Origin of the sequence: Kineosporia sp. R_H_3, assembly GCF_002198675.1 — a bacterium.
Lineage (GTDB): Bacteria > Actinomycetota > Actinomycetes > Actinomycetales > Kineosporiaceae > R-H-3.
In genome coordinates this window covers 42,778-65,221 of sequence record NZ_MWLL01000162.1, presented here as the reverse complement: position 1 = coordinate 65,221, position 22,444 = coordinate 42,778, and the positions used below count along the sequence as shown (strand labels likewise).

Below are 22,444 nucleotides of genomic sequence, written 5' to 3'. Positions count from 1 at the left end.
GCCGACGCCGCGCAGGCCGACGCCGCGCAGGCCGACGCCGGCGTGCGGGGCGGACCGGGCGGACCGGGCGTCCGAGAGGTACGGACCGCTCGGGACGGTCGCTCACGGGCAGGCTCTAGGCTCGACCGGGCCGTGGCACGCACCGTGCCGGGGGCAGCACGGCGCAGGCGTCGCACGATCACGCACCGCGCCGCACGCATCGAGGAGGGCTCCGCATGACGCACCTGCCGACCGGGTCGGACGCACCGTCGGCCCAGGACGCCGCTGCGCTCGTCGCGGCGACGGTCGCCGCCGTCCGTCCGCTCGACCCAGACGCGACCCGGCAGGCTCGCGAGCGGCAGGACCGGCTCACGAAGCCGCGCGGCGCCCTCGGGGTGCTCGAGGACGTCTCGGTCCGGCTCGCCGGCCTCGCCGGGGTCTGCCCGCCGCCGATGCCCGAGCCCGCCGCGGTGGCCGTCTTCGCCGCCGACCACGGGGTCCACGCGCAGGGGGTCACGCCGTGGCCGCAGGAGGTCACGGCCCAGATGGTCGCGAACTTCGTCGCGGGCGGCGCCGCCGTCAACGCGTTCGCCGCGCAGGCCGGGGCCCGGGTCGTCGTCGTCGACGTCGGGGTCGCGTCCCCGCTGCCGCTCGCCGAGGGCACGGAGGACGTCCTGCTCGACCGACGTGTCCGGGCCGGCACCCGGGACCTCACCCAGGGCCCGGCGCTGACCCGCGACGAGGTGCACGCCGCGCTCGCCGCGGGTGTCGACGTCGCGCAGCGCCTCGCCGCCGAAGGGCATCGCTGCCTGCTCACCGGTGACATGGGCATCGCGAACACCACGGCGTCCGCCGCGCTCGTCGCCACCTTCACCGGGGCCCCCGCCGCCGACGTCACCGGCCGGGGCACCGGTGTCGACGACCAGACCTGGCGGCGCAAGGTCACCGTGGTCGAGCAGGGCCTCGCCGTCCACGCCGACGCCGTGGCCGCCGCCGGGACCGACCCGGTCGGTGTCCTCGCCGCGTTCGGCGGGCTCGAGCACGCGGCGATCGCGGGGTTCGTCCTCGGCGGCGCCGCCGCCCGCGTGCCGGTGATCCTCGACGGCGTCATCGCCGGCGCCGCGGCGCTCGTCGTCCGTGCGCTGGCTCCCGCCGCGATCGACGCGTGCGTCGCCGGCCACCGGTCGGCCGAGCCGGGGCACGCCGTCGCCCTCGAGGCCCTCGGCCTGCGGGCGCTCGTCGACCTCGACCTGCGCCTCGGCGAGGGCACCGGCGCGGTGCTCGCCCTGCCGCTGGTGCAGGCCGCCGCCCGCGCGCTGCGCGACATGGCGACCTTCGACTCGGCCGGTGTCGCGGACAAGGGCGACACGGCGACGTCCTCCGCATGAGCGACGGTGTGACCGCCCCGGCGCCGGACCCCTACCTCGCCGGGCTGCGCCTCGCGGGCCGCCGGGTCGTCGTCGTCGGCGGCGGGGCGGTCGCCCAGCGCCGGGTGCCGGGGCTGCTCGCCGCGGGCGCCGACGTCACCGTCGTCGCGCCCCGGCTAACGCCGACCCTGGAGCCGCACGCCACGACCGGCACGATCACGTGGCACGAGCGCACCTACGCGGACGGCGACCTCGACGGCGCCTGGTACGTGCTCGCGCTCACCGACGACGCAGCGGTCAACGCCCGGGTCGTCGCCCACGCCGAGGCCCGACGCGTGTTCTGCGTCCGGGCGGACGACGGGGCGCGGGGCACGGCCGTCACCCCGGCCACGGGGCGGCAGGGCGCCGTGAGCGTCGCCGTGCTCGGCGGCGGCGACCCGCGCCGGGCCGTCGCCGTCCGGGACGGCGTCGTCGAGGCCATGCGCGAGGGCCGCCTCGACACCCTGCCGCGCCGGCCGCCGAGAGTGCAGGGGGCGACGGTGGCGCTGCCCGGGGTCGCCGTCGTCGGCGGCGGCCCGGGGGACGCGGACCTCATCACCGTCCGTGGCCGCCGCCTGCTCGCCCACGCCGACGTCGTCGTCGTCGACCGCCTCGCCCCGCAGGGCCTGCTCGCCGAGCTCGCCCCGCACGTCGAGGTCGTCGACGCCGCGAAGCTGCCGCGAGGCCGGTTCATGGCGCAGGAGGCGATCAACGCCTGCCTCGTCGAGCACGCTCTCGCCGGCCGGTTCGTCGTCCGGCTCAAGGGCGGCGACCCGTACGTCTTCGGCCGCGGCTCCGAGGAGGTCGAGGCGTGCGTCCGCGCCGGCGTCCCGGTGACGGTCGTCCCCGGCGTCACGAGCGCGATCTCGGTCCCCGGCCTCGCCGGCATCCCGCTCACGCACCGCGGCGTCGCCCACGAGGCCGTCGTCGTCTCCGGCCACCTCGCCCCCGACGACCCCGGCTCGCTCGTCGACTGGCCCGGCCTGGCCCGGCTGCGCGGCACCCTCGTGCTCCTCATGGCCGTCGACCGGCTCCCGCAGATCGCGGAGATCCTGCTCGCCCACGGCCGCGACCCGCAGACCCCCGCCGCGGTCGTCCAGGACGGGTCGCTGCCGACCGAGCGCGTCGTCACCGGCACCCTCGCCGGCATCGCCGGCGCCGCGACCGCCGCGGGGGTCCGGCCGCCGGCGATCGTTGTCGTCGGGGGAGTCGTCGCGCTGCGCGAGCGGCTCCTGCCGTCGTCCGCGCCCGCCACGGCCCCGGGCGTCTGACATGGAGCTCGTGTCGGACGACGGCGCCCGGTTCTCGCTCACGGTGCTCGGGTACGAGTTCCCCGACGTCGAGGCCCTCGCGGCCACCGACCCGGACGCCGAACCCGACGAGGACGACCTCAACTGGCTTCTCGTCCGCGGCGACGTCACGACGGCCGACGGCACGCGGTGGTCGTTCGAGGACGGCTGCCTCACCGCCTGGGAGGCGGCCGACCTCGGTGCGTGGCTGCGTGCGGTCGCGGACGGCGTCCCCGCCGACGTCACGGACGCCTGGCTCGAGGACGGTCGCATCTCCTTCACCGAGCCTGCTCTCGCGTTCGACCTCGCCACGGTCCCGACGCCCGGGCGGGTCGCCGTCCGCGTGACCCTCAGCGCCGAGGCGCTCCCGCCGGACGCCGCCAGCCGCGCTCCGGTGACGCTGACGCTCGTGACGGCCGCCGACGCGCTCGGCGTCGCCGCGGGGCGCTGGACCCGAGAGCTGGCGCGGTACCCGCCACGCTGACGGTTCAGGCCATCTAGCGACCCGCGTCCGCGTTCACCCGCCATTCATCCAGGGCCGGTATGTGTCTGCCATGGTGGATCGGGCGAGCCCGCAGGGCCGCTTCTGGCAGGCCGACGGGTCCTTCCTCCTCACCGAGGGTCTGCTGTCCTCTGCCCGCCGGATCGCGGGCCTGGGCGCGGCCATGGGGTTCGTCGGCTGGCTGCTGTACGTCGTCGTCGACGGCTACCTGGACGGACGGCTGCAGCCGCACCCGGTCGCGGGCACGCTCGCCATCCTCGCCTTCCTGGGCCCCATGCTGGCGGCGCTCTCATGGGCGTTCTTCAGGACGGTCTCCCGGGCCGTGCGACATGCAGTGATCATCCGCGTCGACGTCGACGGCGTGACCCTGGGCACGCCGCCTCAGGACATCGGTGTGCGGCACCGGACGGCCTCGGAGCACCGGACGGCGTGGGGGGACGTGGCAGGGGTGCGCACCTACGGCCTCACCTGGGAGGTGGAGGTCGACGACAAGCGCCAGAACAGGTTCGGCTGGTTCTTCCAGGTCGACCACCGGGACGGGACGGCGGACCGCCGACAGCTGCCGGACAGCGTGGGTGACGGCGCGCAGGTCCTGGCCGCGGTCCGCCACCTCGCACCGGGAGTGCCGGTCCGCCTCGCCGGCCGGTTGCCCGAGTACGCCGACCCGCTGACCTGACACACGCCCGGATGCTCCCCGCCGCATGGCGTGAACGGGTGACGTCCGCGACCAGGCGCGGTCGACGTCCGCCCGTCGTCGGCGATCCGGGACCGTACCGGGGATCGGCACCGCCCGGTCGACCGTAGATTGCCTGTCATGACCGACGCCCAGACCCTCGACGTCCTCGGCAACGCGAAGTACGTGCGCCTCACGACCTTCAAGAAGGACGGGACAGCGGTGCCGACCCCCGTCTGGCTGGTCCGCGACGGTGCGCACCTGCTCGTCATCACCGCCCTCGGCACGGGCAAGGCGAAGCGGCTGCGGCACACCGCGCGCGTACTCCTCGCGCCCTGCGACGGGCGCGGCCGGGTCAAGCCCGGCGTCACCGATGTCGAGGCCACGGCCGAGCTGCTCACCGACCTCGCGGACGTCGAGCGCACCCAGCAGCTCGTCAAGGCCCGCTACGGCTTCATGTACACGATCGCGATGTGGGCGCAACGACGCCGCGGCACCGACGTGAGCGAGGGCGCCGCGATCCGCATCACCGTCTGACGCGCGGCCGCCGGACGCCGGGACCGCACCCGCTGCTGCTCAGGCTCCTCGGGTGCACACGATCGACGTCGTCCCACGGCCCGTGGACGTACTCGCGGGGAGCCTGACCGGTCTCGCACGGCGTAGGCAGCGGTGAGCCGCCGCGCCGCGCGGCTCAGGTTCGTCGCGGCGGTGACGTGCGGCGTGCGCGGACGACGGTGCCGTCGGCGCGACGGACGTCGGGCAGCCGACCGGCTCCGGGGACGAGGACCTCGACGACGCCGTCGGGCCTCGGGGCCTCGGAGGCCGACCGGCCGGCCGCGGTGCGGTCGCGCACCCCGACGTCCCGGTCGTCGAGGAAGCACGAGACCCAGAGGGTGCCGAACGGGCCGGTGAGCGCGAGCCGTCGCTGCCGCGGCGGGGTGCCGGCCTGCGGGGTCGCGTCACCCCAGGCACGGACGACGTCCCCCGCGACGAGCAGGTCGTCACCGGCCTGCAGCACGACATCGCTGCGGGCCTCGCCGTCGAGCGTCTCGACGACCCAGGACAGGCCGTCGCTGCGCATCCCGACGACCCGGACCGGCACCGGTTCGAGGGCGCGGGCGAGGAACGCGCTCGTCCGCCGCTTCAGAGAGAGGCGGGTGGTTGACGACCGCCGTGAGCGCGGCACCGACGAGGGCCGCTGCGATACCGAGGAGCACGAGGTCGAACGGCCGGCGGACGACGGCGACGGCGAGCGTGACGGCGCCGGGACCGCCGACGAGGACCAGCACCGTGACGGTGTGGTCGCGGGCGCGGGCGGCCGTCACGGTGCCCGGCCCGAAGGAGGGGCGGACCACCGCGTCACCACGGACGTCGACCGGCGCACGCCCGGGATCCGCACCCTCCGCCTCGTCCGCGGCGTCGGCCGTGGCCCGGACCCTGGTGCGCAGGCCCGAGAACGTGAACCAGCCGAGGATGACGGCGCCCCCCGTGAGGTGGACGCCGACCCAGGCCTCGGCGAGCAGCGGAACCCCGACGACGACCCCGATCGGCAGGATGACCATCGCGGACGTCGCCCACGGCCGCCGCCGGAACGCCCGCGCCCAGTACCCGTCGGGTCGGGCCCGCCGCAGCATCCCCGGCTCGAGCGCCGGCCGCTTCGTCGCGTCGTCCGTCGCGTCGCCCGTCACGCAGCGGTCCGCACCGGCGGGACGTCGGCGACGATCGCCCGCAGCCGCGGCGCCGTCAGCGGGTGCACCTTCGGCGAGACGGTGCGCCGGTCGCCGAGGGTGAGGACGACCGGGTCGTGGTCGCGGGCGTCGACGTCGGCGACGAGGACGTCCCCGACGACGGCGTCGGCGAGGACGCCGGTGCGCAGCGCGGTCCACGCGAGGGTGTCGCAGGTGAGGACGAGCAGGCCGCGGCCGGGGACGCCGACGGCGCGGACCGTGAGCGTCGTCCGGACGAGCGGGCGGGCACCGAGCCGGCGGGTGTCGTAGAGCCAGGGCAGGTCGACGGTGAGCAGGACGTAGAGGCCGAGGCCGACGAAGGCCGACAGCAGTGTCGGGTCCTCGCCGGGGTGCCGGGAGACGTGGTGGCCGAGCGGGGCGGCGACGACGAGCACCAGGCTCGCGACGACCCGGGCACGCCGGTGCCGCCGCTCGACCGCGGCGTCGGCGGGGCCGGGCGGCGGCGCGGCGGCCGGGTCCGTCGTCACCGGTCGGCGCAACGGCGCCGGCCCCTTCGACACCGGGCGCCGGACGGCGGCCGTCGCGACGGCCATGAGGCCCAGCGCCCCGACGCCGAGCGCGGTCGCCGGCAGCCCATCGCCCTCGAGGACGAAGCCGGCCCCGAGCAGGGCGATGACGACGCCCGCCACGAGCAGGAAGCGCACCCGGCACCGCAGCAGCGCCGCGGGCTGCGCCCCCCACTCACGGACGTCGCAGCGCCCGCCCCCGACCCCGATCACGGCGCCAGGGTAGGCCCCGCCGGACCGCCCGGGACGGCGGTCCCGTCAGACGGCCAGCCAGACGGCGGTGTCGGCGGGCAGCTCGGCGGACGCCGACAGGTCCAGCGGGACGCTCGACAGCAGCACCGTCCCCGCGGGCAGCGGCACCGGCGTGGACCCGCAGTTGACCAGGCAGGCGACACCCGGCTCGCGGCGGAAGGCGACGACGTCGTCCCCGAGGTCGAGCCACGTGACGTCCGCGCCCGTGCCGGCGCCGAGGCCCGGCAGGTCCCGCCGAAGCCGCAGCGCCTCCCGGTAGAGCGCGAGCATCGACGTCGGGTCGCCCTCCTGGGACGCCGCGGACACCGCCGCCCAGGACGCCGGCTGCGGCAGCCAGGGCGCGGCGTCGCCGAAGCCCAGCGACGGCCCGTCCGGCGCCCACGGCAGCGGCACCCGGCACCCGTCGCGGCCGCGCTCCACGTGCCCCGACCGCTCCCACGTCGGGTCCTGGAGGAGCTCCTCGGGCAGGTCCTCGACCTCCTCGAGGCCGAGCTCCTCGCCCTGGTAGAGATACACCCCGCCGGGCAGCGCGAGCTCGAGGAGGAGCGCGGCCCGGGCCCGGCGGCGGCCGAGCTCGACGTCCGTCTCGCCGTTGTCGCCGTGCAGCGGGTCCGCCGAGCGCTGCGACTGCGGCCGGCCGAGCCGGCTCACGTGCCGGGTGATGTCGTGGTTGCTCAGGGTCCACATCACCGGGGCACCGACCCGGTCGTGCGCGGCGAGCGAGCTCGTCGCGGTGGCCCGCAGCTCGGCGGCGTCCCACGCGGCGCGGACGAAGTCGAAGTCGAAGGCCGTGTGCAGCTCGTCGGGGCGCAGGTAGGCCGCGAGCCGCTCGGGGGAGGACACCCACGCCTCGGCGACGAACAGCTTCGGCGGGTCGTAGGAGTCCGCGAGGACGCGCCACTCGCGGTAGATGTCGTGGACGCCGGGCAGGTCCCAGTGCGGGTGGTCCGCACGGTCCGGGGTGCCGAGGAGGTGCTCCTCGTCGTCCCCGAGGTCCGGCATCGCCGGGTCCTTGACGAGACCGTGGGCGACGTCGATCCGGAAGCCGTCGGCACCGCGGTCGAACCAGAACCGCAGGATGTCGAGGAACTCGCCGCGGACCTCGGGGTTCTCCCAGTCGAGGTCCGGCTGCTTGGGGTCGAACAGGTGCAGGTACCACTCCCCGGGCGTCCCGTCGGGCTCGGTGACCCGCTCCCACGCCGGGCCGCCGAAGACGGCCTTCCAGTCGTTCGGCGGCAGGGCGCCGTCCGGGCCCTTGCCGGGCCGGAAGAGGTACCGCGCCCGCTCCGGCGAGCCCGGGCCTGCCGCGAGGGCCGCCACGAACCAGGCGTGCTCGTCCGAGGTGTGGTTCGGGACGATGTCGAGGATGACCTTGAGGCCCAGGGCGTGCGCCTCGTCGATCATCGCCTGCGCCTCGTCGAGGGTGCCGAACGCCGGCTCGATGTCGCGGTAGTCGGAGACGTCGTACCCGCCGTCCGCCTGCGGTGACGGGTACCACGGGTTGACCCAGATCGCGTCGACGCCGAGCGCCGCGAGATAGGGCAGCCGCTGCCGGATGCCGGCGACGTCGCCGAGGCCGTCCCCGTTGCCGTCGGCGAAGCTGCGGATGTACAGCTGGTAGGTCACCGCCGAGCGCCACCACGGGTCGTCCGTACGGGTCGCGGCGGGAGCAGCAGCAGGAGCAGGGGCGGGAGCGGCTCCGCCGGCGGCGGGCGCGGAGGCCGGGCCGGTCGTCGGGGCGGCTGCCGTGTCGGTGGTCTCGGGCGTCACGGCCGACCACACTACAAGCGCTTTCACGGACGTCACCCCGACTGCGCCCCGACGTCCGCGAGAAAAACGCGCGTCGGGTGCATCCGGATGATCGACGTGCGCGGAAGTGGGGTCGACAACGGCGTCCGGCCGTCGATCCGAAAGGTCTCGCCCATGAAGCTCTCGCGCCGCCTCGCCCTGGTCGCCTCCGCTGCGGCCCTCTCCCTCGCGGGCACCGCCGCCGTCGCCCCGTCCGCCAGCGCGACGACGACCGGCACGAAGTCCCTCGCCGCGGTGCTCACCGCGGACAAGAGCGGCTTCGACACGAACAAGTACGACTACGACATCGTCACGGCCGCCGTCCTCGCGGTGCTCGGCGCGAAGCCGAAGTCGGCCGTCGGCGTCCTCACGAAGGGCGACGTGGCCGTCACGGCGTTCATCCCGAACGACCAGGCCTTCCGGTACCTCGTGCACTCGCTGACCGGTAAGTGGGTCAGCAAGGAGAAGGACGTCTTCGCCGCCGTCGCCGGCCTCGGCATCGACACCGTCGAGACCGTGCTGCTCTACCACGTCGTCCCCGGCGCGACCGTGACCGCGAAGCAGGCGGTCAAGCTCGACGGCGCGAAGCTGACGACCGCCCAGGGCGGGACGATCAAGGTCAAGGTCACCTGGCACTGGTGGATCCCGACGATCACGCTGCGGGACAAGGACACCAACGCGAAGAACCCGGTCGTGAACAAGGTGAACATCAACAAGGGCAACAAGCAGATCGCCCACGGCATCAACCGGGTGCTGCGCCCGGTCGACCTGCCGCCGCTCGCCGCGCACTGACGAGCCCGCTCCACGACGACCCGGCAGGCCTGCGCCTGCCGGGTCGTCGGCGTCCGGGGGCTGTCGCCCGGGCGACGGCCGGTCTACGGTGATCTTGTCGCCGTCGGCAGGGGGTCGTCATGCCGTTCAAGGAGCACCACGTCGGCAAGGGCACGATCGCCTACCGGGGCGAGGACCCGGAGTACTGGTCGCGGAAGTCCGCGTCGTGGCGGCCCCGGCGCAACGCCGTCACCGTCGCGCTCACCGTCCTCGGGCTGCTCCTGCTGGGCTTCGCGGCGAGCCCGCTCGCGCGGCACCACCAGGAGGCCGAGGTGCTCACGCGGACGGCGGTGACCCCGCTCGACCCGGACGACCGCCGCGGGCCGCACGCCGTCCTCCAGGTCCGCGTCCTCCACGAGGGGGCGACCGCACCGCTCGAGGTCCTCGCCCCCACGGAGGTCCTCACCGACGACGCCTACCGGCCCGGCGCCGTCGTCACGGTGACGACCGGCGGGGCGGGGACCACCGTCCTCGGCGCCGACGACCTGCTGTGGCCCTGGGTCTTCGGCGGGCTGCTGGCCGCCGTCGCCCTCGGCCGGTTCCTCGGGGACCGGGCGACCGCGGACCGGCCGCACCGCTTCCGCTGAGGGCGCCGTCCTGCCGCGCCCTCGCGGACCGGTAGTTTGGAGGTCATGGCGGAATTCATCTTCACCATGACGAAGGCGCGCAAGGCGCTCGGTGACAAGGTCATCCTCGACGACGTCTCGATGTCGTTCTACCCGTCCGCCAAGATCGGCATGGTCGGCCCCAACGGTGCGGGCAAGTCGACCATCCTCAAGATCATGGCCGGCCTCGACCAGCCCTCGAACGGCGAGGCCCGGCTGACGCCCGGCTACACGGTCGGCATCCTCCAGCAGGAGCCGCCGCTCACCGAGGACAAGGACGTCCTGGGCAACGTCCAGGAGGGCCTCGGCGAGATCAAGGTCAAGCTCGACCGGTACAACGAGATCGCCGAGAAGATGGCGGTCGACTACTCCGACGAGCTCATGGAGGAGATGGGCCGGCTCCAGGAGGACATCGACCACGCCGACGCCTGGGACCTCGACGCCCAGCTCGAGCAGGCGATGGACGCCCTGCGCTGCCCGCCGCCGGACGCCGACGTCACCGTCCTGTCGGGTGGCGAGCGCCGCCGGGTCGCGCTGTGCAAGCTCCTGCTGAGCAAGCCCGACCTGCTGCTCCTCGACGAGCCGACGAACCACCTCGACGCCGAGAGCGTGCTCTGGCTCGAGCAGCACCTCGCCGGCTACGCGGGCGCCGTCATCGCCGTCACGCACGACCGGTACTTCCTCGACAACGTCGCGCAGTGGATCGCCGAGATCGACCGCGGCCGCCTCTACCCGTACGAGGGCAACTACTCGACGTACCTGGAGAAGAAACAGGAGCGCCTGCAGGTCCAGGGCCGCAAGGACGTCAAGCTCGCCAAGCGCCTCAAGGAGGAGCTGGAGTGGGTGCGGCAGAACGCCAAGGGCCGCCAGACGAAGAGCAAGTCCCGGCTCGCCCGCTACGAGGAGATGGCCGCGGAGGCCGAGCGCACCCGCAAGCTCGACTTCGACGAGATCCAGATCCCGCCGGGCCCCCGTCTGGGCAGCCAGGTCATCGAGGCGAAGGGCCTGACGAAGGGCTTCGGTGACCGGGTGCTCATCGAGAACCTCTCGTTCTCGTTGCCGCGCAACGGCATCGTCGGCGTCATCGGCCCGAACGGCGTCGGCAAGACCACGCTCTTCAAGACGATCGTCGGTCTCGAGCCGATCGACTCCGGCGACCTCAAGGTCGGCGAGACGGTGAAGATCGCCTACGTCGACCAGGGCCGCACGTCGCTCGACCCGAAGAAGAACGTCTGGGAGACCGTCTCCGACGGCCTCGACTACATCAAGGTCGGCCAGGTCGAGATGCCGTCGCGGGCGTACATCTCGGCGTTCGGCTTCAAGGGCCCGGACCAGCAGAAGCCGGCCGGCGTCCTGTCCGGCGGCGAGCGCAACCGGCTCAACCTCGCGCTCACGCTCAAGCTCGGCGGCAACCTGCTGCTGCTCGACGAGCCGACGAACGACCTGGACGTCGAGACGCTCGGCTCGCTCGAGAACGCGCTGCTCGAGTTCCCCGGCTGCGCCGTGGTCGTCTCCCACGACCGGTGGTTCCTCGACCGGGTCGCGACGCACATCCTCGCCTACGAGGGTGACGACGAGAACCCGGCGCGGTGGTTCTGGTTCGAGGGCAACTTCGCCTCGTACGAGGAGAACAAGGTCGAGCGGCTCGGCGCCGACGCGGCCCGCCCGCACCGGGTCACGTACCGCAAGCTCACGCGCGACTGACCCTGCCGCAGGAGCCCCCCGGCGTCGTCGGGGGGCTCCTGCGCGTCACGACCGGTGCCCGCGGGCCGGGGGAGCCACGACCGGTTCGTCCCGCATCGTGGGCGGACGCCGTGAATCGATGCATCGGCCGTTGGTGATGTCCATACTGGCCTGCGTGCATGATCGACGACCCGGTGCCGGACCGGCTCCCGGCCCCGAGGGGGCTGCGTTCACCGGGTCGTGCAGCCGCCGGACCGGCGCCGTCCTGGCCGCCCTGGGCCTGGCCGGCGTGCTCGCCGCCGTGCTCCTCGCCCCGGCCGGGCAGCCCGACCACCGGCCGGTCACGGGCTACCTCGTCGGGGCGCTCGTCGCCCTGGCCTCCGGGCTCGTCGTCCTGCTCGCCCAGCGCTTCGGCCTCACCCTGCGGCCGGCGGTGCACATCCCGCCGGCCCGGGTCGTCGGCAGCCTCATGGTCGTGCGCGGTGCCTCCTGGTTGCTCCTCGCGGGCTCCGCGCTCGACGGCCGGGTCGGCGTCCCCGAACCCGGGGACGCCGTCAACCCGGTGACCGGGTTCCTCGCGATCGGTGCGGCCCTCGCCGCGGCGCGCGGGCTGCGCCCCCACCGGTCCCGGCTGCTCGTGCTCGAGATCCTCATGACGACCTCGACGACGCTCCTCGCGCTCTGGGCGGTCGCGTTCAGCCGGGCGGCGGACGACGTCGCCGCCGCGGACCTCGCGTGGTGCCTGGCGCTCGTGGCCGTGTTCGTCGTGCAGCTCGTCACCGGCATCCTCGTCCTCGGTGCCGAAGGCGTGCTCCGGACGAGCCCGACGACGGTCGCCCTCGTGCTCATCACCGTCGGCGACGTGACCGGTCTGCTCACGTCGCTCTCGGGACCGCGGCACGTGCCCGCGGTCGCCCTCGCCTGCTGGTGCCTCGGCTGGCCGCTGCTCGCGTGGCGCGTCCTCACCGTGCGGACCGGTGCCGCGCCGGCCCCGACGCACCTGATGCGGCTGCGGCGCCAGGCCGCCACGTCGACGATCGTCCTCGCCGTCTCCGGTCTCGGCGTCCTCACGGCGATCCTCACCTGGGTCACGGGGATGGCCCCGGCACCGACCGGCGCCGTCGCGGGCACCCTCATGATCCTGTCGCTCGTGTCGTTCGCGCTGCACGAGGCGTTCGTCGGGGCCGACCGGCTGCAGCTCACCGAGGACCTCGCCGAGCAGGCGCTGCGCGACCCCTGGACCGGCCTGGCCAACCGGCGGGGCCTGTCCGAACGGATCCGGCTGGTCCCGGCCGGCTCCGAGTGGGCGGTGCTCGCCCTCGACCTCGACGGCTTCAAGGCCGTCAACGACGTCCACGGCCACAGCCGCGGCGACACCGTGCTCGCCGAGGTGGCACGTGTCCTGCGCGCGAACGCGCCGCCGGGCGCGCTCACCGCCCGCACCGGCGGGGACGAGTTCGCGATGCTCGTGCCCGGGGACGTCGAGCACGGCCGGCAGATCGGCGCCGCGGTGGTCGCCGCCGTGCCGCGCGCGCTCGAGCCGCTCGCCCTCGCCGTCCCCATCACTGTGAGCGTCGGCGTCGGGCGGCTGGGGCCGGGCGGCGCGGCCGCGGCGGATCCCGCGGGCACCGACCCGCTCACGCCGCTCGTCGAGGCGTCCGCGGCGCTGCGGTCGGCGAAGGCCGGCGGCCGCAACCGGGTACAGGTCTACCCCGGGCACGTCGCCCGGCTGCGGGAGCGCAGGCTGCGCGTCGAGTCCCGGCTGCGCGACGTCCTCGGGCCGCAGCCCGCCGGGCCCGCCGCCGGCCCGGCGGAGGACGTCGCCGGCGGGGTGACGTCGGTCGGCCAGCCGGTCGTCGACCTCGCGACCCGGCGGGTCGTCGCGGTCGAGGCCCTCGCCCGCTGGCACGACGCCGAGCTCGGGACGGTCCCGCCCTCGGAGTTCGTCCCGGTCGCGGAGGAGACCGGCCTCGTCGCGTCCATGGGCACGCGGGTGCTGCGGTCCGCCCTCGACGGCTTCGCCGCGCAGGGGCTCGTCGGCAGCGGGCTGACCCTCGGCGTCAACGTCTCGCCGATCGAGCTGCGCAGCCCGTCGTTCGCCGAGTCCGTCGCCGGGATCCTCGCGGCCGCGGCGTTCCCGCCGCGGCACCTCGTCATCGAGGTCACCGAGGCGGTCCTCGTCGAGGAGGACGACCCCGCGGTCCGCGTCCTCGGGGCCCTGACCGACCTCGGTGTCCGGGTCGCCATCGACGACTTCGGCACCGGCTACTCGGCGCTCGGGTACCTGCGGCGGCTGCCGGTCCAGGCGCTGAAGATCGACCGCTCGCTGCTCGACGAGGCCCGGACGACGATGCGCACCCGGCACCTGCTCGCCGGTCTCGCGGACCTCGCGGGCCGGATCGGGGTCGCCGTCGTCGTCGAGGGCGTCGAGGACGAGCACACGGCCCGGATGGCCGAGGACCTCGGTGCCTCCCTGGGCCAGGGGCACTTCCTGGGCCGGCCGATGCACTGGGCCGGGGTCGCCGATCAGTTCCGTGGGAGCGCGACCAGCCCGACGTGACCGCGCACCGGCCGGGTTGCGGACGAAGATCACGCCGCCGGCGCGAACCGGTCATACTGCACGCGTGCTGCGCGTGCCCCGACCCGACCGGACCCCCGGGTCGGGCGCCGTCCTGCGCGTCGTGGTGGCGGTCGCCTGGCTGGGCTCGGTCGCCCTCGTCGTCGCCGACGTCGTCCGGGACGAGTCGGTCCTCGCGTCCGGCGGCCTCGTCGCCACCGTGGGAGCGGCGACCGCGCTCGTGGGCGAGCGCCTCGGCCTGCGCCTCCCGCCGCGCGGACCCGCCGAGCCGTCGCTGCGGGCCTTCGCGCTGGGCTCCTTCGTGCGCGCCTGGACGTGGCTCGTCCTGGCCTGGGAGCAGTCGCGTGCGCCCCTCGGGCTGCCGGCGTTCGGCGACCTGCCGCTCGCCGTCCAGACGATCGGGGTGGCGGTCGGGGTGCTCGTCGTCTCCCCGTACCGCAGCCTGGTGCGCAGCCTGCGCCTCGGGCTGGACGCCCTGCTGGCGACCTTCGGCGTGATCCTCGCGCTCTGGGTGCTCGAGATCGGCCCGGAGGTGGGGTTCGACCTCGGCCGCGGGCAGGTCCTCGTCGCCCTGGCGCTGTGCTTCGTCCTCACCCTGCAGGTCGCGCTCGTCGCGCTCGTCGTCGTCCGGGAGCCCGTGACGTCCGGGCCGGCGTCCGTGCTGGGGGTCGCCCTGCTCGTCGCCGCCGAGATGGGGCTCGTGATCACCGGCATCACCGCCGGGCCCGCGGACGGCGGCCGGCACGTGCCGTGGCCGCTCACGCTGGGCTGGTGCATCGGCTGGGGCGTCACCGTGCGCCAGATGCTCTACAACCGGTCGGTCCCCGCCGAGCTCGTGCCGGTGGAGACCGCGGAACGCCGGGAGATCCGGTCGACCGACCTCGCGACCGGGGTGGTCGTCGGCTCCGTGGTCCTGGTGCTCGTCGGCGTCCTGCTGTTCCCGCAGGAGGGCCGGGCGGTGCCGGGCGGCCCCGTCGCGGCCGCGGCGGTGCTCGTCGCGGTCTGCCTCTTCGCCGCCCGGGAGAGCGTGCTCGGCCGGCTGCGGGCCCGCCTCACCACCCAGCTGCGCTGGCAGGCCCGGATCGACCCGCTCACCCACCTGGTGAACCGCCGCGGTCTCACCGACCGGATCCGGCGGATCCCGCCCGGTGCGGAGTGGTCCGTGCTCGCGCTCGACCTCGACGGTTTCAAGGCCGTCAACGACGTGCACGGCCACGCGGCCGGCGACGAGGTGCTCGTCGTCGTCGCCGAGGCGCTGCGCGCCCTGGCCCCCGACGACGGGGTCGCCGCGCGGACCGGCGGCGACGAGTTCGCCGTCCTCACCCCGGGCGACGTCGACGCCGGTCGTCAGCTGGGCAACCGGATCGCCGCGGCCGTCCGCGAGCAGGTCGCGGGTCTCGGCCTCGGTCCGCGGATCACCGTGAGCGTCGGCGTGGGCCGGGTGGACCCCGCCCCCGGCGCCGTCCCGGGCGTGCGCGGCCTCGCGCCCGCGCACGCCGCGCCCGACCGCCTCGTCGCCGTCGTCGAGGCCGCGGCCGCGCTGCAGGCGGCGAAGGCGCTCGGCCGGGACCGGGTGCAGGTCTACCCCGGGGTCGTCGCCCGGCAGCGCGAGCGCCGGCTGCTCCTCGAGGCCCGGCTGGCGCAGGCGCTGGCCGACGGCTCGGTCACGGCCGTCGGGCAGCCGATCGTGGACCTGCGCACCGGCGCCGTCGTCGCCGTCGAGGCCCTCGCCCGATGGGACGACGACCTGCTCGGCCAGGTCCCGCCGGCCGAGTTCGTCGTCGTCGCGGAGCGCTCGGGCCTGGTCCCCGAGCTCGGCCGGTGCGTCCTCGCGTCGGCCGTCGAGGGCTACCGCGAGAACGGGCTCGTCGGCTCCGGGCTGCGCCTGGCCGTCAACGTCTCGCCGCTGGAGCTGCGCGGGCCCGGGTACATCGACGGGCTCGCCGACGTCCTCGCCCGGACCGGGATGCCGGCGCGCGACCTCGTCGTCGAGGTCACCGAGGCCGTCGTCATCGAGGCCGGCGACCCGGCGGTGCGGGTGCTGTCGGCGATCAACGACCTCGGGGTGCAGGTCGCCATCGACGACTTCGGCACCGGGTACTCGGCACTGGGGTACCTGCGGCGGCTGCCGGTCCAGGCGCTCAAGGTCGACAAGTCCCTCGTCGGCGAGGCGCAGACGAGCGTGCGGACCCGGCAGATCGTCTCCGGCGTCGTCGACCTCGCCCGCCGGCTCGGGCTCGTCGTCACCCTCGAGGGCATCGAGGACGGCGACACCGCCCGGCTCGCGGTCGACCTCGGCGCCGACCAGGGGCAGGGCTACTGGTTCGGGCGGCCCGTCACGTGGGACCTCGTCGCGCTCGCAGCGTCGCAGGAACCCCCCGGCGCGGCCGCAGGGTGACGAGCGGCTGCAGGCCGGGGTCGAAGCCCGGCGTCACCTCGGCCCGCCAGTCCCGGGCCAGCGTCGCGAGCAGCAGCGTCGCCTCCATCTGGGCGAACGCGGCCCCGATGCAGACCCGCGAGCCGGCCCCGAACGGCAGGAAGGCCCCGCGGGGCTGGCCCGGGGCGGCCTCGTCGTAGCGGCCCTCGGGGTCGAGCCAGCGCTGCGGCCGCCACCGGTCGGCGTCCGGGCCCCACGACTTCGGGTCGCGGCCCAGCGCGAACGGCGAGACGAAGCAGACCGTGCCGGCCCGCACCTGCGTGTCGCCGAGGGTGATGTCGGTGGTCGCGACCCGGGTCGTCGTGTGCGCCGGCGGGCGAAGCCGCAGCGTCTCGGCGACGACGGCCCGGGTCACCGGCAGCGCCTGCCAGTCCGCGCGGTCCAGCGCGTCGAGGGCCTGCGGCGTCGCCAGCTCGGCGTCGAGCAGGGCCGCCGCCTCCGGGTCTCGGGCGAGCTCGTACCAGGCCCACGACAGGAGCACCGCCGTGGTCTCGTGCCCGGCGAGCAGCAGGGTGAGGACCTCGTCGCGGACCTGCCGGGCCGGCATCGGCTCGCCGGTCTCCTCGTCCCGGACGGCGAGCAGCATGCTCACCATGTCGCCGGTGTCGCCGCCCGCGCGCCGGGCCGCGACGACGTGCTCGACGACCTCGTCGAGCGCTTCGACGTCCCGGCGGACCCGCCGTCGCAGCGGCGTCGGCAGCCGGACGGCGAGCAGGCCGAGCGGTCGCATGACCCGCGGGAAGAGGCTCAGCAGGTCGCCCTGGGCGCGGGCGACGGTCGCAGCGTCCTCGGTGACGTCCATCCCGAAGATGGTCCGGCCGACGACGTCGAGCGTCAGCGCCGACATCTCCTCGGCGAGGTCGAGCCGCTGCCCGTCGTGCCACAGTGCCGAGCGCTCTCGCGCCGCCCGGACGGCGTCGGTCGCGTAGACGGCGATCCGGCCCGGGTGGAACGCCGGCTGCACGAGCCGGCGCTGCCGCTTGTGCAGCTCGCCGCTGCTCGTGAGCAGACCCTGGCCGAGGATCGTCCGCAGGACGGCGATGCCGCGGCCCTGCGTCGTCCCGGTCGGGCGCGTGAGCAGCTCGCGGGCCAGCCCCGGGTCGCACAGCACCGCGAACCGGATCGGGCCGGAGCGGCCCTGGACGACGCCCGAGTGGGTCGCGACCAGCGCCGCCATCTTCTCCGGCATGGCGTCGAAGTCCAGCAGGAGCCCGCGCAGGCCCGGGGGCGGGCCCTGCGCGGCGGGGGCGGCGCTCGTGGCGGTCATCGCGGCAGGCTCTCCCGGGGCACCCGGACCATGCCCTCCTGGGCGACCGAGCACGCGAGCGTGCCGTCGCGGGTGTAGATCCGGCCGAGCCCGAGGCCCCGCGAGCCCTGCGCCGACGGGCTCTCCTGGGTGTAGAGCAGCCAGTCGTCGGCCCGCGCGGGCCGGTGCCACCACATCGCGTGGTCGAGGCTGGCCATCTTCAGGCCCGGGGTGATGAACGCGAGGCCGTGGGCGCGCAGGATCGGCTCGAGGAGCGAGTAGTCGCTCGCGTAGGCGAGGACGGCGGCGTGCAGCGCGGGGTCGTCGGGCAGCCGGCCGACGGCCCGCATCCACAGCGACTGCCGGGTCGACGGCTCCTTGGCCGGGTCGACGTAGAGCGGCTCCTCGACGTGCCGCAGGTCGATCGGCCGCTGCCGCACCCAGTAGTTGCCGCCGTAGGTGCCGGCGAAGCGCTCGGCGACCGACGGCAGCGTCTCGGGGGCGGGCACGGACGGCATCGGCTCGGCGTGGTCGACGCCGTCGGCCGGCTCCTGGAACGAGACGATCATCGACAGGATCGGCCGGCCGAACTGGAGCGCGTGCGTGCGCCGGGCCGAGAACGAGCGGCCGTCCCGCAGCCGCTCCACGGCGAAGGAGATCGGCTCGTTCGAGTCGCCGGCGCGCAGGAAGTAGCCGTGCAGCGAGTGCACCGGCCGGTCCGCGTCGACCGTGCGCTGGGCCGCGACGAGGGACTGCGCGAGCACCTGCCCGCCGTAGACCCGGCCCCACGGCTGCGGCTGGCTCTCCCCGGTGAAGACGTCGTCGCCCTCGGCGGGCACCGCGCGCAGGTCGAGCACCCGCAGCAGCGTCTCGAGCGCCTCGTCCGCGTCGGCCGGGGCCTTCTCCTGCCAGGCGGGGTCGGGCTCGCGCACGGGGCGGGTCTCGGTCTCGTCCGCCGGTGGGGCGCTCTGGTTCGTCTCCTCGGGCACGGGCGTCATTGTGTCCCTCCCTCCGGTGCGGCGCCCACCATCCGGGCGGCGAGGTCGGCGTACAGGGCGCCCAGGGCGGCGGGGGAGTCCCGGCCGGCCGGGTCGTACCAGCGGGCGACGTCGATGCCGAGCGACAGGACCGCCCGGGCCACCCGCCGCGGGTCGGGCGCCGTCATGACCTCGGCCCGGACGCCGTCCGCGACAGTCGCCTCGACGGCCCCCTCGATCCTGCGCCGCAGCGCGACCGAGTGCGCGCGGGCGTCGTCCGGCAGCGCCCCGAGCTCGTACTGGACGACGCGCGCGATCCGGTGGTGGGTCGCGTGCCACGCGACGAAGTCGGCGACGACGAGCCGCAGCCGCTCGACCGGATCGGTGCCGCGGGCCACCGCGGCCTCGACGAGCGCGAGGGCGGCCTCGTGGCCGGTGCTGCTGATCTGGGCGAGCAGCGCCGCCTTGCTCGGGTAGTGCACGTAGAGCGCCGCGGGCGACAGCCCGGCCCGGGCGGCGATGTCCCGCGTCGTCGTCGCGTGGTAGCCGCGCTCGGCGAACGCGTCGACCGCCCCGACGAGCATCCGCCGTGACGCCTCCGGCTCGACCGCCGCCCAGAGGGCGTCGGGCGACGTGTGCGGCACCACGACCTCCCGGTGGTTGACGTCGGCGCCCCGGTCCGGCGACGCTGGTCCGAGCATCGGAGGTAAGCAAGCGCTTAGTCAAGGCCCGGCCGCGGACCGGGCCGTCGGCCGACAGTGGGGGAGCCCGTTGGAACGCACGATCTTCACCGAGGAGCACGAGGCGCTGCGGGCGTCCGTCGCCGAGTTCCTCGACCGGCACGTCCGGCCGCGGTACGACGAGTTCGTCGAGGCGAAGGCGATCCCGCGCGACGTCTGGATCGAGGCGGGCAAGCAGGGCTTCCTCGGCCTCCAGGTGCCCGAGGAGCACGGCGGCGGCGGGGTCGCGGACGACTACCGGTTCACCGTCGTCCTCGGCGAGGAGCTGAGCAAGGTCTCGGCCGCGATGTCGTCGTGCCTCGGGATCCACGCGGACGTCGTCGCGCCGTACCTCACCGAGCTGACGACCGACGAGCAGAAGGCGCGCTGGCTGCCCGGGTTCTGCAGCGGCGAGATCGTCACGGCGATCGGCATGACCGAGCCGAGCGGCGGCTCCGACCTCGCCGCGCTGCGGACGACCGCGGTCCGGGACGGCGACACCTTCGTCGTCAACGGCTCCAAGACGTTCATCACGAACGGGTACGGCGCCGACCTCGTGCTCGTCGCGGCCCGCACCGATCCGGCCAAGGGCGCCAAGGGCATCTCGCTCATCGCGGTCGAGACCGGTATGGCGGGCTTCACCCGCGGCCGCAAGCTCGACAAGGTCGGCCAGGACGAGTCCGACACGGCGGAGCTGTTCTTCGACGACGTCCGGGTGCCCGCCGCGAACCTCGTCGGCGAGCTCGACCGCGGGTTCGTCCACATGATGGAGCGGCTGCCGCAGGAGCGGATCGGCGCCGCCGTCGGCAACCTCGCGCACGTCCGGCAGATCCTCGACGAGACGATCGAGTACACCAAGGCGCGCAAGGCCTTCGGGCAGTCGATCGGCAGCTTCCAGCACAACAAGTTCCTCATCGCCGACCTCGTGACCCAGGTCGAGGTCGCGCAGGCGTTCGTCGACCAGTGCGTGCTCGCGCACTGCGACCGCCGGCTCTCCGCCGTCGACGCGGCGAAGGCGAAGTGGTGGACGGCGAAGGTGCAGAACGACGTGCTCGACGCGTGCGTCCAGCTGCACGGCGGCTACGGGTTCATGAACGAGTACCGGGTCGGCCGGGCCTGGCGCGACGCCCGGGTGACGAAGATCTGGGCCGGCTCGAACGAGATCATGAAGGAGCTCATCGGCCGAGACCTGGGGCTGTGAACCCGGGCGCCGCCGCGGGTACCTGTGACGTCGGAGACCTGTGAAGATGCACCACGACGGGCCCGAGGGCGGGACCGCGACGAGGAGGGCACCGTGACGATGGGACGCTTCGACGGCAGGGTGGCCGTCGTGACCGGCGCGAGCCGCGGCATCGGGCTGGCGATCGCGCAGCGGCTCGTCTCCGAGGGCGCGAAGGTGGTCGTCACCGCCCGCAACGCGGGGCCGCTCGCGGAGGCGGTGGAGCTGCTCGGCGGCCCGGCGCACGCCGCCTCCGTCGCGGGCAAGGCGGACGACGTCGCGCACCAGGAGGAGGTCGTCCGGACCGCGGTCGAGCTCTTCGGCGGGCTCGACGTCCTCGTGAACAACACCGGGATCAACCCGGTGGCCGGCCCGGTCGCGAGCACCGACCCGGCGGCGATCGCCAAGACGTTCGCGGTGAACTTCACGGCGGCCGCGGGCTGGGTCGAGCGCGCCTGCCAGGCGGGGCTCGGCTCCCGGCCCGGCGCCGCCGTCGTCAACATCGCCTCGGTCGCGGGGCTCAAGCCCTCGCCGCCGATCGGCGTGTACGGCGCGAGCAAGGCCGCGCTCATCCATCTCACCGCCGAGCTCGGGGTCGAGCTCGCCCCGCGGATCCGGGTCAACGCGGTCGCGCCGGCCGTCGTCAAGACGAAGTTCGCGACGCTGCTCTACGAGGGCCGCGAGGAGGAGGTCGCCAGGGCCTACCCGCTCATGCGGCTCGGGGTCCCCGAGGACATCGCCGGCCCCGTCGCCTTCCTCGCGAGCGACGACGCGGCGTGGGTCACCGGGCAGACCCTGACGATCGACGGCGGCCTGCTCCTCGCCGGGTCCGTCGCATGAGCACGCCCGCCTCGCCGCCGCCCACGCCGCCGCCGTCCACGCCCCCGCCGACGATGCAGGCGTGGCAGGTCGGCGCGCACGGCGAGCCGGTCGACGTCATGCGGATCGTCGAGGTGCCGGTGCCGACGCCCGGGCCGGGGCAGGTGCTCGTCGAGGTCTGGTCGACGGCGCTGAACTTCCCGGACGTGCTGCTGGCCCGGGGCCACTACCAGGAGCGGCCGCCGCTGCCGTTCACGCCCGGCATCGAGATGTGCGGCCAGGTCGTCGCCGTCGGCCAGGGCGTCGGCCGGCACCTCGTCGGGGAGCGGGTCGTCGGCACGACGGTGCTGCCGCAGGGCGCGCTCGCCCGCTACGCGATCGCCCCCGCGTCCGACATCCACGAGGCGCCGACCGGCCTGGACGACGTGACGGCGTCCGCGCTCCACATCGCCTACCAGACGGCCTGGTTCGCGCTGTACCGGCGGGCGAACCTGCGCGTCACCGAGACCCTGCTCGTGCATGCCGCCGCGGGCGGTGTCGGCAGCGCCGCCGTCCAGCTCGGCAAGGCGGCCGGGGCCCGGGTCATCGCCGTCGTCGGCGGGCCACTCAAGGCGATGGCCGCGCGCGGCCTCGGCGCCGACGTCGTCATCGACCGGACGACGACCGACGTCGTCGAGGCGGTCAAGCAGGTCACCGGCGGCAACGGCGTCGACGTCGTCTTCGACCCGGTCGGCGGGGCGGCCTTCACCGCCTCGACGAAGGTCGTCGCGTTCGAGGGCCGGATCGTCGTCATCGGCTTCGCGAGCGGCGAGATCCTCCCCGCCGCGACGAACCACCTGCTCGTCAAGAACTACTCGGTCGTCGGCCTGCACTGGGGGCTGTACCGGTCGAAGAACCCCGAGCTCGTCCGGCGCTGCCACGAGGAGCTGACGAACCTCGTCGACGCGGGCGCCGTCCGGCCGCTCGTCAGCGAGCACATCGACTTCGACCGGGCGTCCGCGGCGCTCGGCCGGCTCGCGGCGGGGGAGAGCACCGGCCGGATCGTCGTCGCGCCGCCCACCGCGTAGCCCCCGGCCCGACGAGAGACGGGCGCCGGCGCACACCGCGTGCGGTGCGCCGGCGCCCGGTCTCGTGCCGCGGAGCGCCCCGTCCGCGCGGACCGGCGGTGCTCCGCCTGCCGTCGGTCC

General features: G+C 75.2%; 20 protein-coding genes. 13 read left to right on the top strand and 7 right to left on the bottom strand.

Features of this window, described 5'->3' with window-relative positions; translation table 11 throughout:
* Positions 1 to 215: 215 nt before the first annotated feature.
* From cobT to ECOMGDLI_RS17510, 5 genes are all read left to right on the top strand, one after another.
* On the top strand, positions 216 to 1,367 hold the full coding sequence (cobT, locus tag ECOMGDLI_RS17530; protein ID WP_088318145.1) for a nicotinate-nucleotide--dimethylbenzimidazole phosphoribosyltransferase: 1,152 nt from the start codon (positions 216 to 218) through the stop codon (positions 1,365 to 1,367).
* The gene (cobA, locus tag ECOMGDLI_RS17525; RefSeq protein WP_088318144.1) at positions 1,364 to 2,656 is read left to right on the top strand and encodes a uroporphyrinogen-III C-methyltransferase; all 1,293 of its coding nucleotides are present in this window, start codon (positions 1,364 to 1,366) and stop codon (positions 2,654 to 2,656) included. Before cobT ends, cobA begins: the two co-directional genes overlap by 4 nt.
* 1 nt (position 2,657) lies before the next feature.
* Complete coding sequence (locus ECOMGDLI_RS17520) at positions 2,658 to 3,158, top strand: hypothetical protein (protein ID WP_088318143.1); 501 nt, start codon at positions 2,658 to 2,660, stop codon at positions 3,156 to 3,158.
* 70 nt (positions 3,159 to 3,228) lie between these two features.
* Positions 3,229 to 3,852, top strand: coding sequence for a hypothetical protein (locus tag ECOMGDLI_RS17515; protein WP_088318142.1), 624 nt, complete (start codon positions 3,229 to 3,231; stop codon positions 3,850 to 3,852).
* Between the two features lie 138 nt (positions 3,853 to 3,990).
* The gene (locus ECOMGDLI_RS17510; RefSeq protein ID WP_088318141.1) at positions 3,991 to 4,386 is read left to right on the top strand and encodes a PPOX class F420-dependent oxidoreductase; all 396 of its coding nucleotides are present in this window, start codon (positions 3,991 to 3,993) and stop codon (positions 4,384 to 4,386) included.
* Between the two features lie 154 nt (positions 4,387 to 4,540).
* Here ECOMGDLI_RS17510 and ECOMGDLI_RS17505 read toward each other — a convergent pair whose 3' ends face one another.
* From ECOMGDLI_RS17505 to ECOMGDLI_RS17495, 4 genes are read right to left on the bottom strand one after another with little or no spacing between them, the layout of a single operon-like run.
* Positions 4,541 to 4,930 carry a hypothetical protein gene (locus ECOMGDLI_RS17505; RefSeq protein ID WP_158221046.1) on the bottom strand — a complete coding sequence of 130 codons (390 nt, stop codon included), beginning with the start codon at positions 4,928 to 4,930 and terminating at the stop codon, positions 4,541 to 4,543.
* Positions 4,851 to 5,537, bottom strand: a complete 687-nt coding sequence (locus ECOMGDLI_RS34715; protein ID WP_158221045.1) for a hypothetical protein — start codon at positions 5,535 to 5,537, stop codon at positions 4,851 to 4,853. The genes ECOMGDLI_RS17505 and ECOMGDLI_RS34715 overlap by 80 nt, the downstream gene beginning before the upstream one ends.
* Positions 5,534 to 6,316: a hypothetical protein gene (locus ECOMGDLI_RS17500; protein ID WP_088318139.1), complete on the bottom strand. Its 783-nt coding sequence runs from the start codon at positions 6,314 to 6,316 to the stop codon at positions 5,534 to 5,536. Before ECOMGDLI_RS17500 ends, ECOMGDLI_RS34715 begins: the two co-directional genes overlap by 4 nt.
* Before the next feature lie 45 nt (positions 6,317 to 6,361).
* Positions 6,362 to 7,981: a glycoside hydrolase family 13 protein gene (locus tag ECOMGDLI_RS17495; protein WP_369812765.1), complete on the bottom strand. Its 1,620-nt coding sequence runs from the start codon at positions 7,979 to 7,981 to the stop codon at positions 6,362 to 6,364.
* 297 nt (positions 7,982 to 8,278) lie between these two features.
* Here ECOMGDLI_RS17495 and ECOMGDLI_RS17490 point away from each other — a divergent pair, with 297 nt between their 5' ends.
* The 5 genes from ECOMGDLI_RS17490 (at position 8,279) to ECOMGDLI_RS17470 (ending at position 16,238) form a co-directional block, all read left to right on the top strand.
* Positions 8,279 to 8,935, top strand: coding sequence for a fasciclin domain-containing protein (locus ECOMGDLI_RS17490; RefSeq protein ID WP_088318138.1), 657 nt, complete (start codon positions 8,279 to 8,281; stop codon positions 8,933 to 8,935).
* A gap of 119 nt (positions 8,936 to 9,054) precedes the next feature.
* Positions 9,055 to 9,561, top strand: coding sequence for a hypothetical protein (locus tag ECOMGDLI_RS17485; RefSeq protein ID WP_088318137.1), 507 nt, complete (start codon positions 9,055 to 9,057; stop codon positions 9,559 to 9,561).
* A gap of 45 nt (positions 9,562 to 9,606) precedes the next feature.
* Positions 9,607 to 11,283 (top strand): energy-dependent translational throttle protein EttA, encoded by a 1,677-nt coding sequence (ettA, locus tag ECOMGDLI_RS17480; RefSeq protein WP_088318136.1) that lies wholly within the window; start codon positions 9,607 to 9,609, stop codon positions 11,281 to 11,283.
* A gap of 154 nt (positions 11,284 to 11,437) precedes the next feature.
* On the top strand, positions 11,438 to 13,822 hold the full coding sequence (locus ECOMGDLI_RS17475) for a bifunctional diguanylate cyclase/phosphodiesterase (RefSeq protein ID WP_158221044.1): 2,385 nt from the start codon (positions 11,438 to 11,440) through the stop codon (positions 13,820 to 13,822).
* A gap of 64 nt (positions 13,823 to 13,886) precedes the next feature.
* Positions 13,887 to 16,238, top strand: coding sequence for a bifunctional diguanylate cyclase/phosphodiesterase (locus ECOMGDLI_RS17470; protein WP_088318134.1), 2,352 nt, complete (start codon positions 13,887 to 13,889; stop codon positions 16,236 to 16,238).
* On the opposite strand, the gene ECOMGDLI_RS17465 is transcribed toward ECOMGDLI_RS17470, so the two are convergent.
* From ECOMGDLI_RS17465 to ECOMGDLI_RS17455, 3 genes are all read right to left on the bottom strand, one after another.
* Positions 16,177 to 17,544, bottom strand: a complete 1,368-nt coding sequence (locus ECOMGDLI_RS17465) for a cytochrome P450 (protein WP_088318133.1) — start codon at positions 17,542 to 17,544, stop codon at positions 16,177 to 16,179. The two genes, ECOMGDLI_RS17470 and ECOMGDLI_RS17465, sit on opposite strands and share 62 nt — an antisense overlap.
* Positions 17,541 to 18,455 (bottom strand): acyl-CoA thioesterase, encoded by a 915-nt coding sequence (locus ECOMGDLI_RS17460; protein WP_369812764.1) that lies wholly within the window; start codon positions 18,453 to 18,455, stop codon positions 17,541 to 17,543. Before ECOMGDLI_RS17460 ends, ECOMGDLI_RS17465 begins: the two co-directional genes overlap by 4 nt.
* A 62-nt stretch (positions 18,456 to 18,517) precedes the next feature.
* Positions 18,518 to 19,084: a TetR/AcrR family transcriptional regulator gene (locus tag ECOMGDLI_RS17455; protein WP_369812763.1), complete on the bottom strand. Its 567-nt coding sequence runs from the start codon at positions 19,082 to 19,084 to the stop codon at positions 18,518 to 18,520.
* Positions 19,085 to 19,271: 187 nt separating this feature from the next.
* Here ECOMGDLI_RS17455 and ECOMGDLI_RS17450 point away from each other — a divergent pair, with 187 nt between their 5' ends.
* From ECOMGDLI_RS17450 to ECOMGDLI_RS17440, 3 genes are all read left to right on the top strand, one after another.
* Positions 19,272 to 20,420 carry an acyl-CoA dehydrogenase family protein gene (locus tag ECOMGDLI_RS17450; RefSeq protein WP_088318130.1) on the top strand — a complete coding sequence of 383 codons (1,149 nt, stop codon included), beginning with the start codon at positions 19,272 to 19,274 and terminating at the stop codon, positions 20,418 to 20,420.
* Between the two features lie 99 nt (positions 20,421 to 20,519).
* Positions 20,520 to 21,278, top strand: coding sequence for an SDR family oxidoreductase (locus tag ECOMGDLI_RS17445; RefSeq protein ID WP_088318150.1), 759 nt, complete (start codon positions 20,520 to 20,522; stop codon positions 21,276 to 21,278).
* A gap of 53 nt (positions 21,279 to 21,331) precedes the next feature.
* Positions 21,332 to 22,324 carry an NADPH:quinone oxidoreductase family protein gene (locus ECOMGDLI_RS17440; RefSeq protein WP_088318149.1) on the top strand — a complete coding sequence of 331 codons (993 nt, stop codon included), beginning with the start codon at positions 21,332 to 21,334 and terminating at the stop codon, positions 22,322 to 22,324.
* The last annotated feature ends 120 nt before the right edge of the window (positions 22,325 to 22,444 follow it).

What these genes read in the sequence shown, in the direction of transcription:
- ECOMGDLI_RS17490 (WP_088318138.1), top strand. Translation starts at nt 8,279, where the DNA reads ATGAAGCTCTCGCGCCGCCTCGCCCTGGTCGCCTCCGCTGCGGCCCTC.
- ECOMGDLI_RS17505 (WP_158221046.1), bottom strand. Translation starts at nt 4,930, where the DNA reads ATGCGCAGCGACGGCCTGTCCTGGGTCGTCGAGACGCTCGACGGCGAG.
- ECOMGDLI_RS17520 (WP_088318143.1), top strand. Translation starts at nt 2,658, where the DNA reads ATGGAGCTCGTGTCGGACGACGGCGCCCGGTTCTCGCTCACGGTGCTC.
- cobA (WP_088318144.1), top strand. Translation starts at nt 1,364, where the DNA reads ATGAGCGACGGTGTGACCGCCCCGGCGCCGGACCCCTACCTCGCCGGG.
- ECOMGDLI_RS17510 (WP_088318141.1), top strand. Translation starts at nt 3,991, where the DNA reads ATGACCGACGCCCAGACCCTCGACGTCCTCGGCAACGCGAAGTACGTG.
- ECOMGDLI_RS17455 (WP_369812763.1), bottom strand. Translation starts at nt 19,084, where the DNA reads ATGCTCGTCGGGGCGGTCGACGCGTTCGCCGAGCGCGGCTACCACGCG.
- cobT (WP_088318145.1), top strand. Translation starts at nt 216, where the DNA reads ATGACGCACCTGCCGACCGGGTCGGACGCACCGTCGGCCCAGGACGCC.
- ECOMGDLI_RS17485 (WP_088318137.1), top strand. Translation starts at nt 9,055, where the DNA reads ATGCCGTTCAAGGAGCACCACGTCGGCAAGGGCACGATCGCCTACCGG.
- ECOMGDLI_RS17445 (WP_088318150.1), top strand. Translation starts at nt 20,520, where the DNA reads ATGGGACGCTTCGACGGCAGGGTGGCCGTCGTGACCGGCGCGAGCCGC.
- ECOMGDLI_RS17465 (WP_088318133.1), bottom strand. Translation starts at nt 17,544, where the DNA reads ATGACCGCCACGAGCGCCGCCCCCGCCGCGCAGGGCCCGCCCCCGGGC.
- ettA (WP_088318136.1), top strand. Translation starts at nt 9,607, where the DNA reads ATGGCGGAATTCATCTTCACCATGACGAAGGCGCGCAAGGCGCTCGGT.
- ECOMGDLI_RS17515 (WP_088318142.1), top strand. Translation starts at nt 3,229, where the DNA reads ATGGTGGATCGGGCGAGCCCGCAGGGCCGCTTCTGGCAGGCCGACGGG.
- ECOMGDLI_RS17440 (WP_088318149.1), top strand. Translation starts at nt 21,332, where the DNA reads ATGCAGGCGTGGCAGGTCGGCGCGCACGGCGAGCCGGTCGACGTCATG.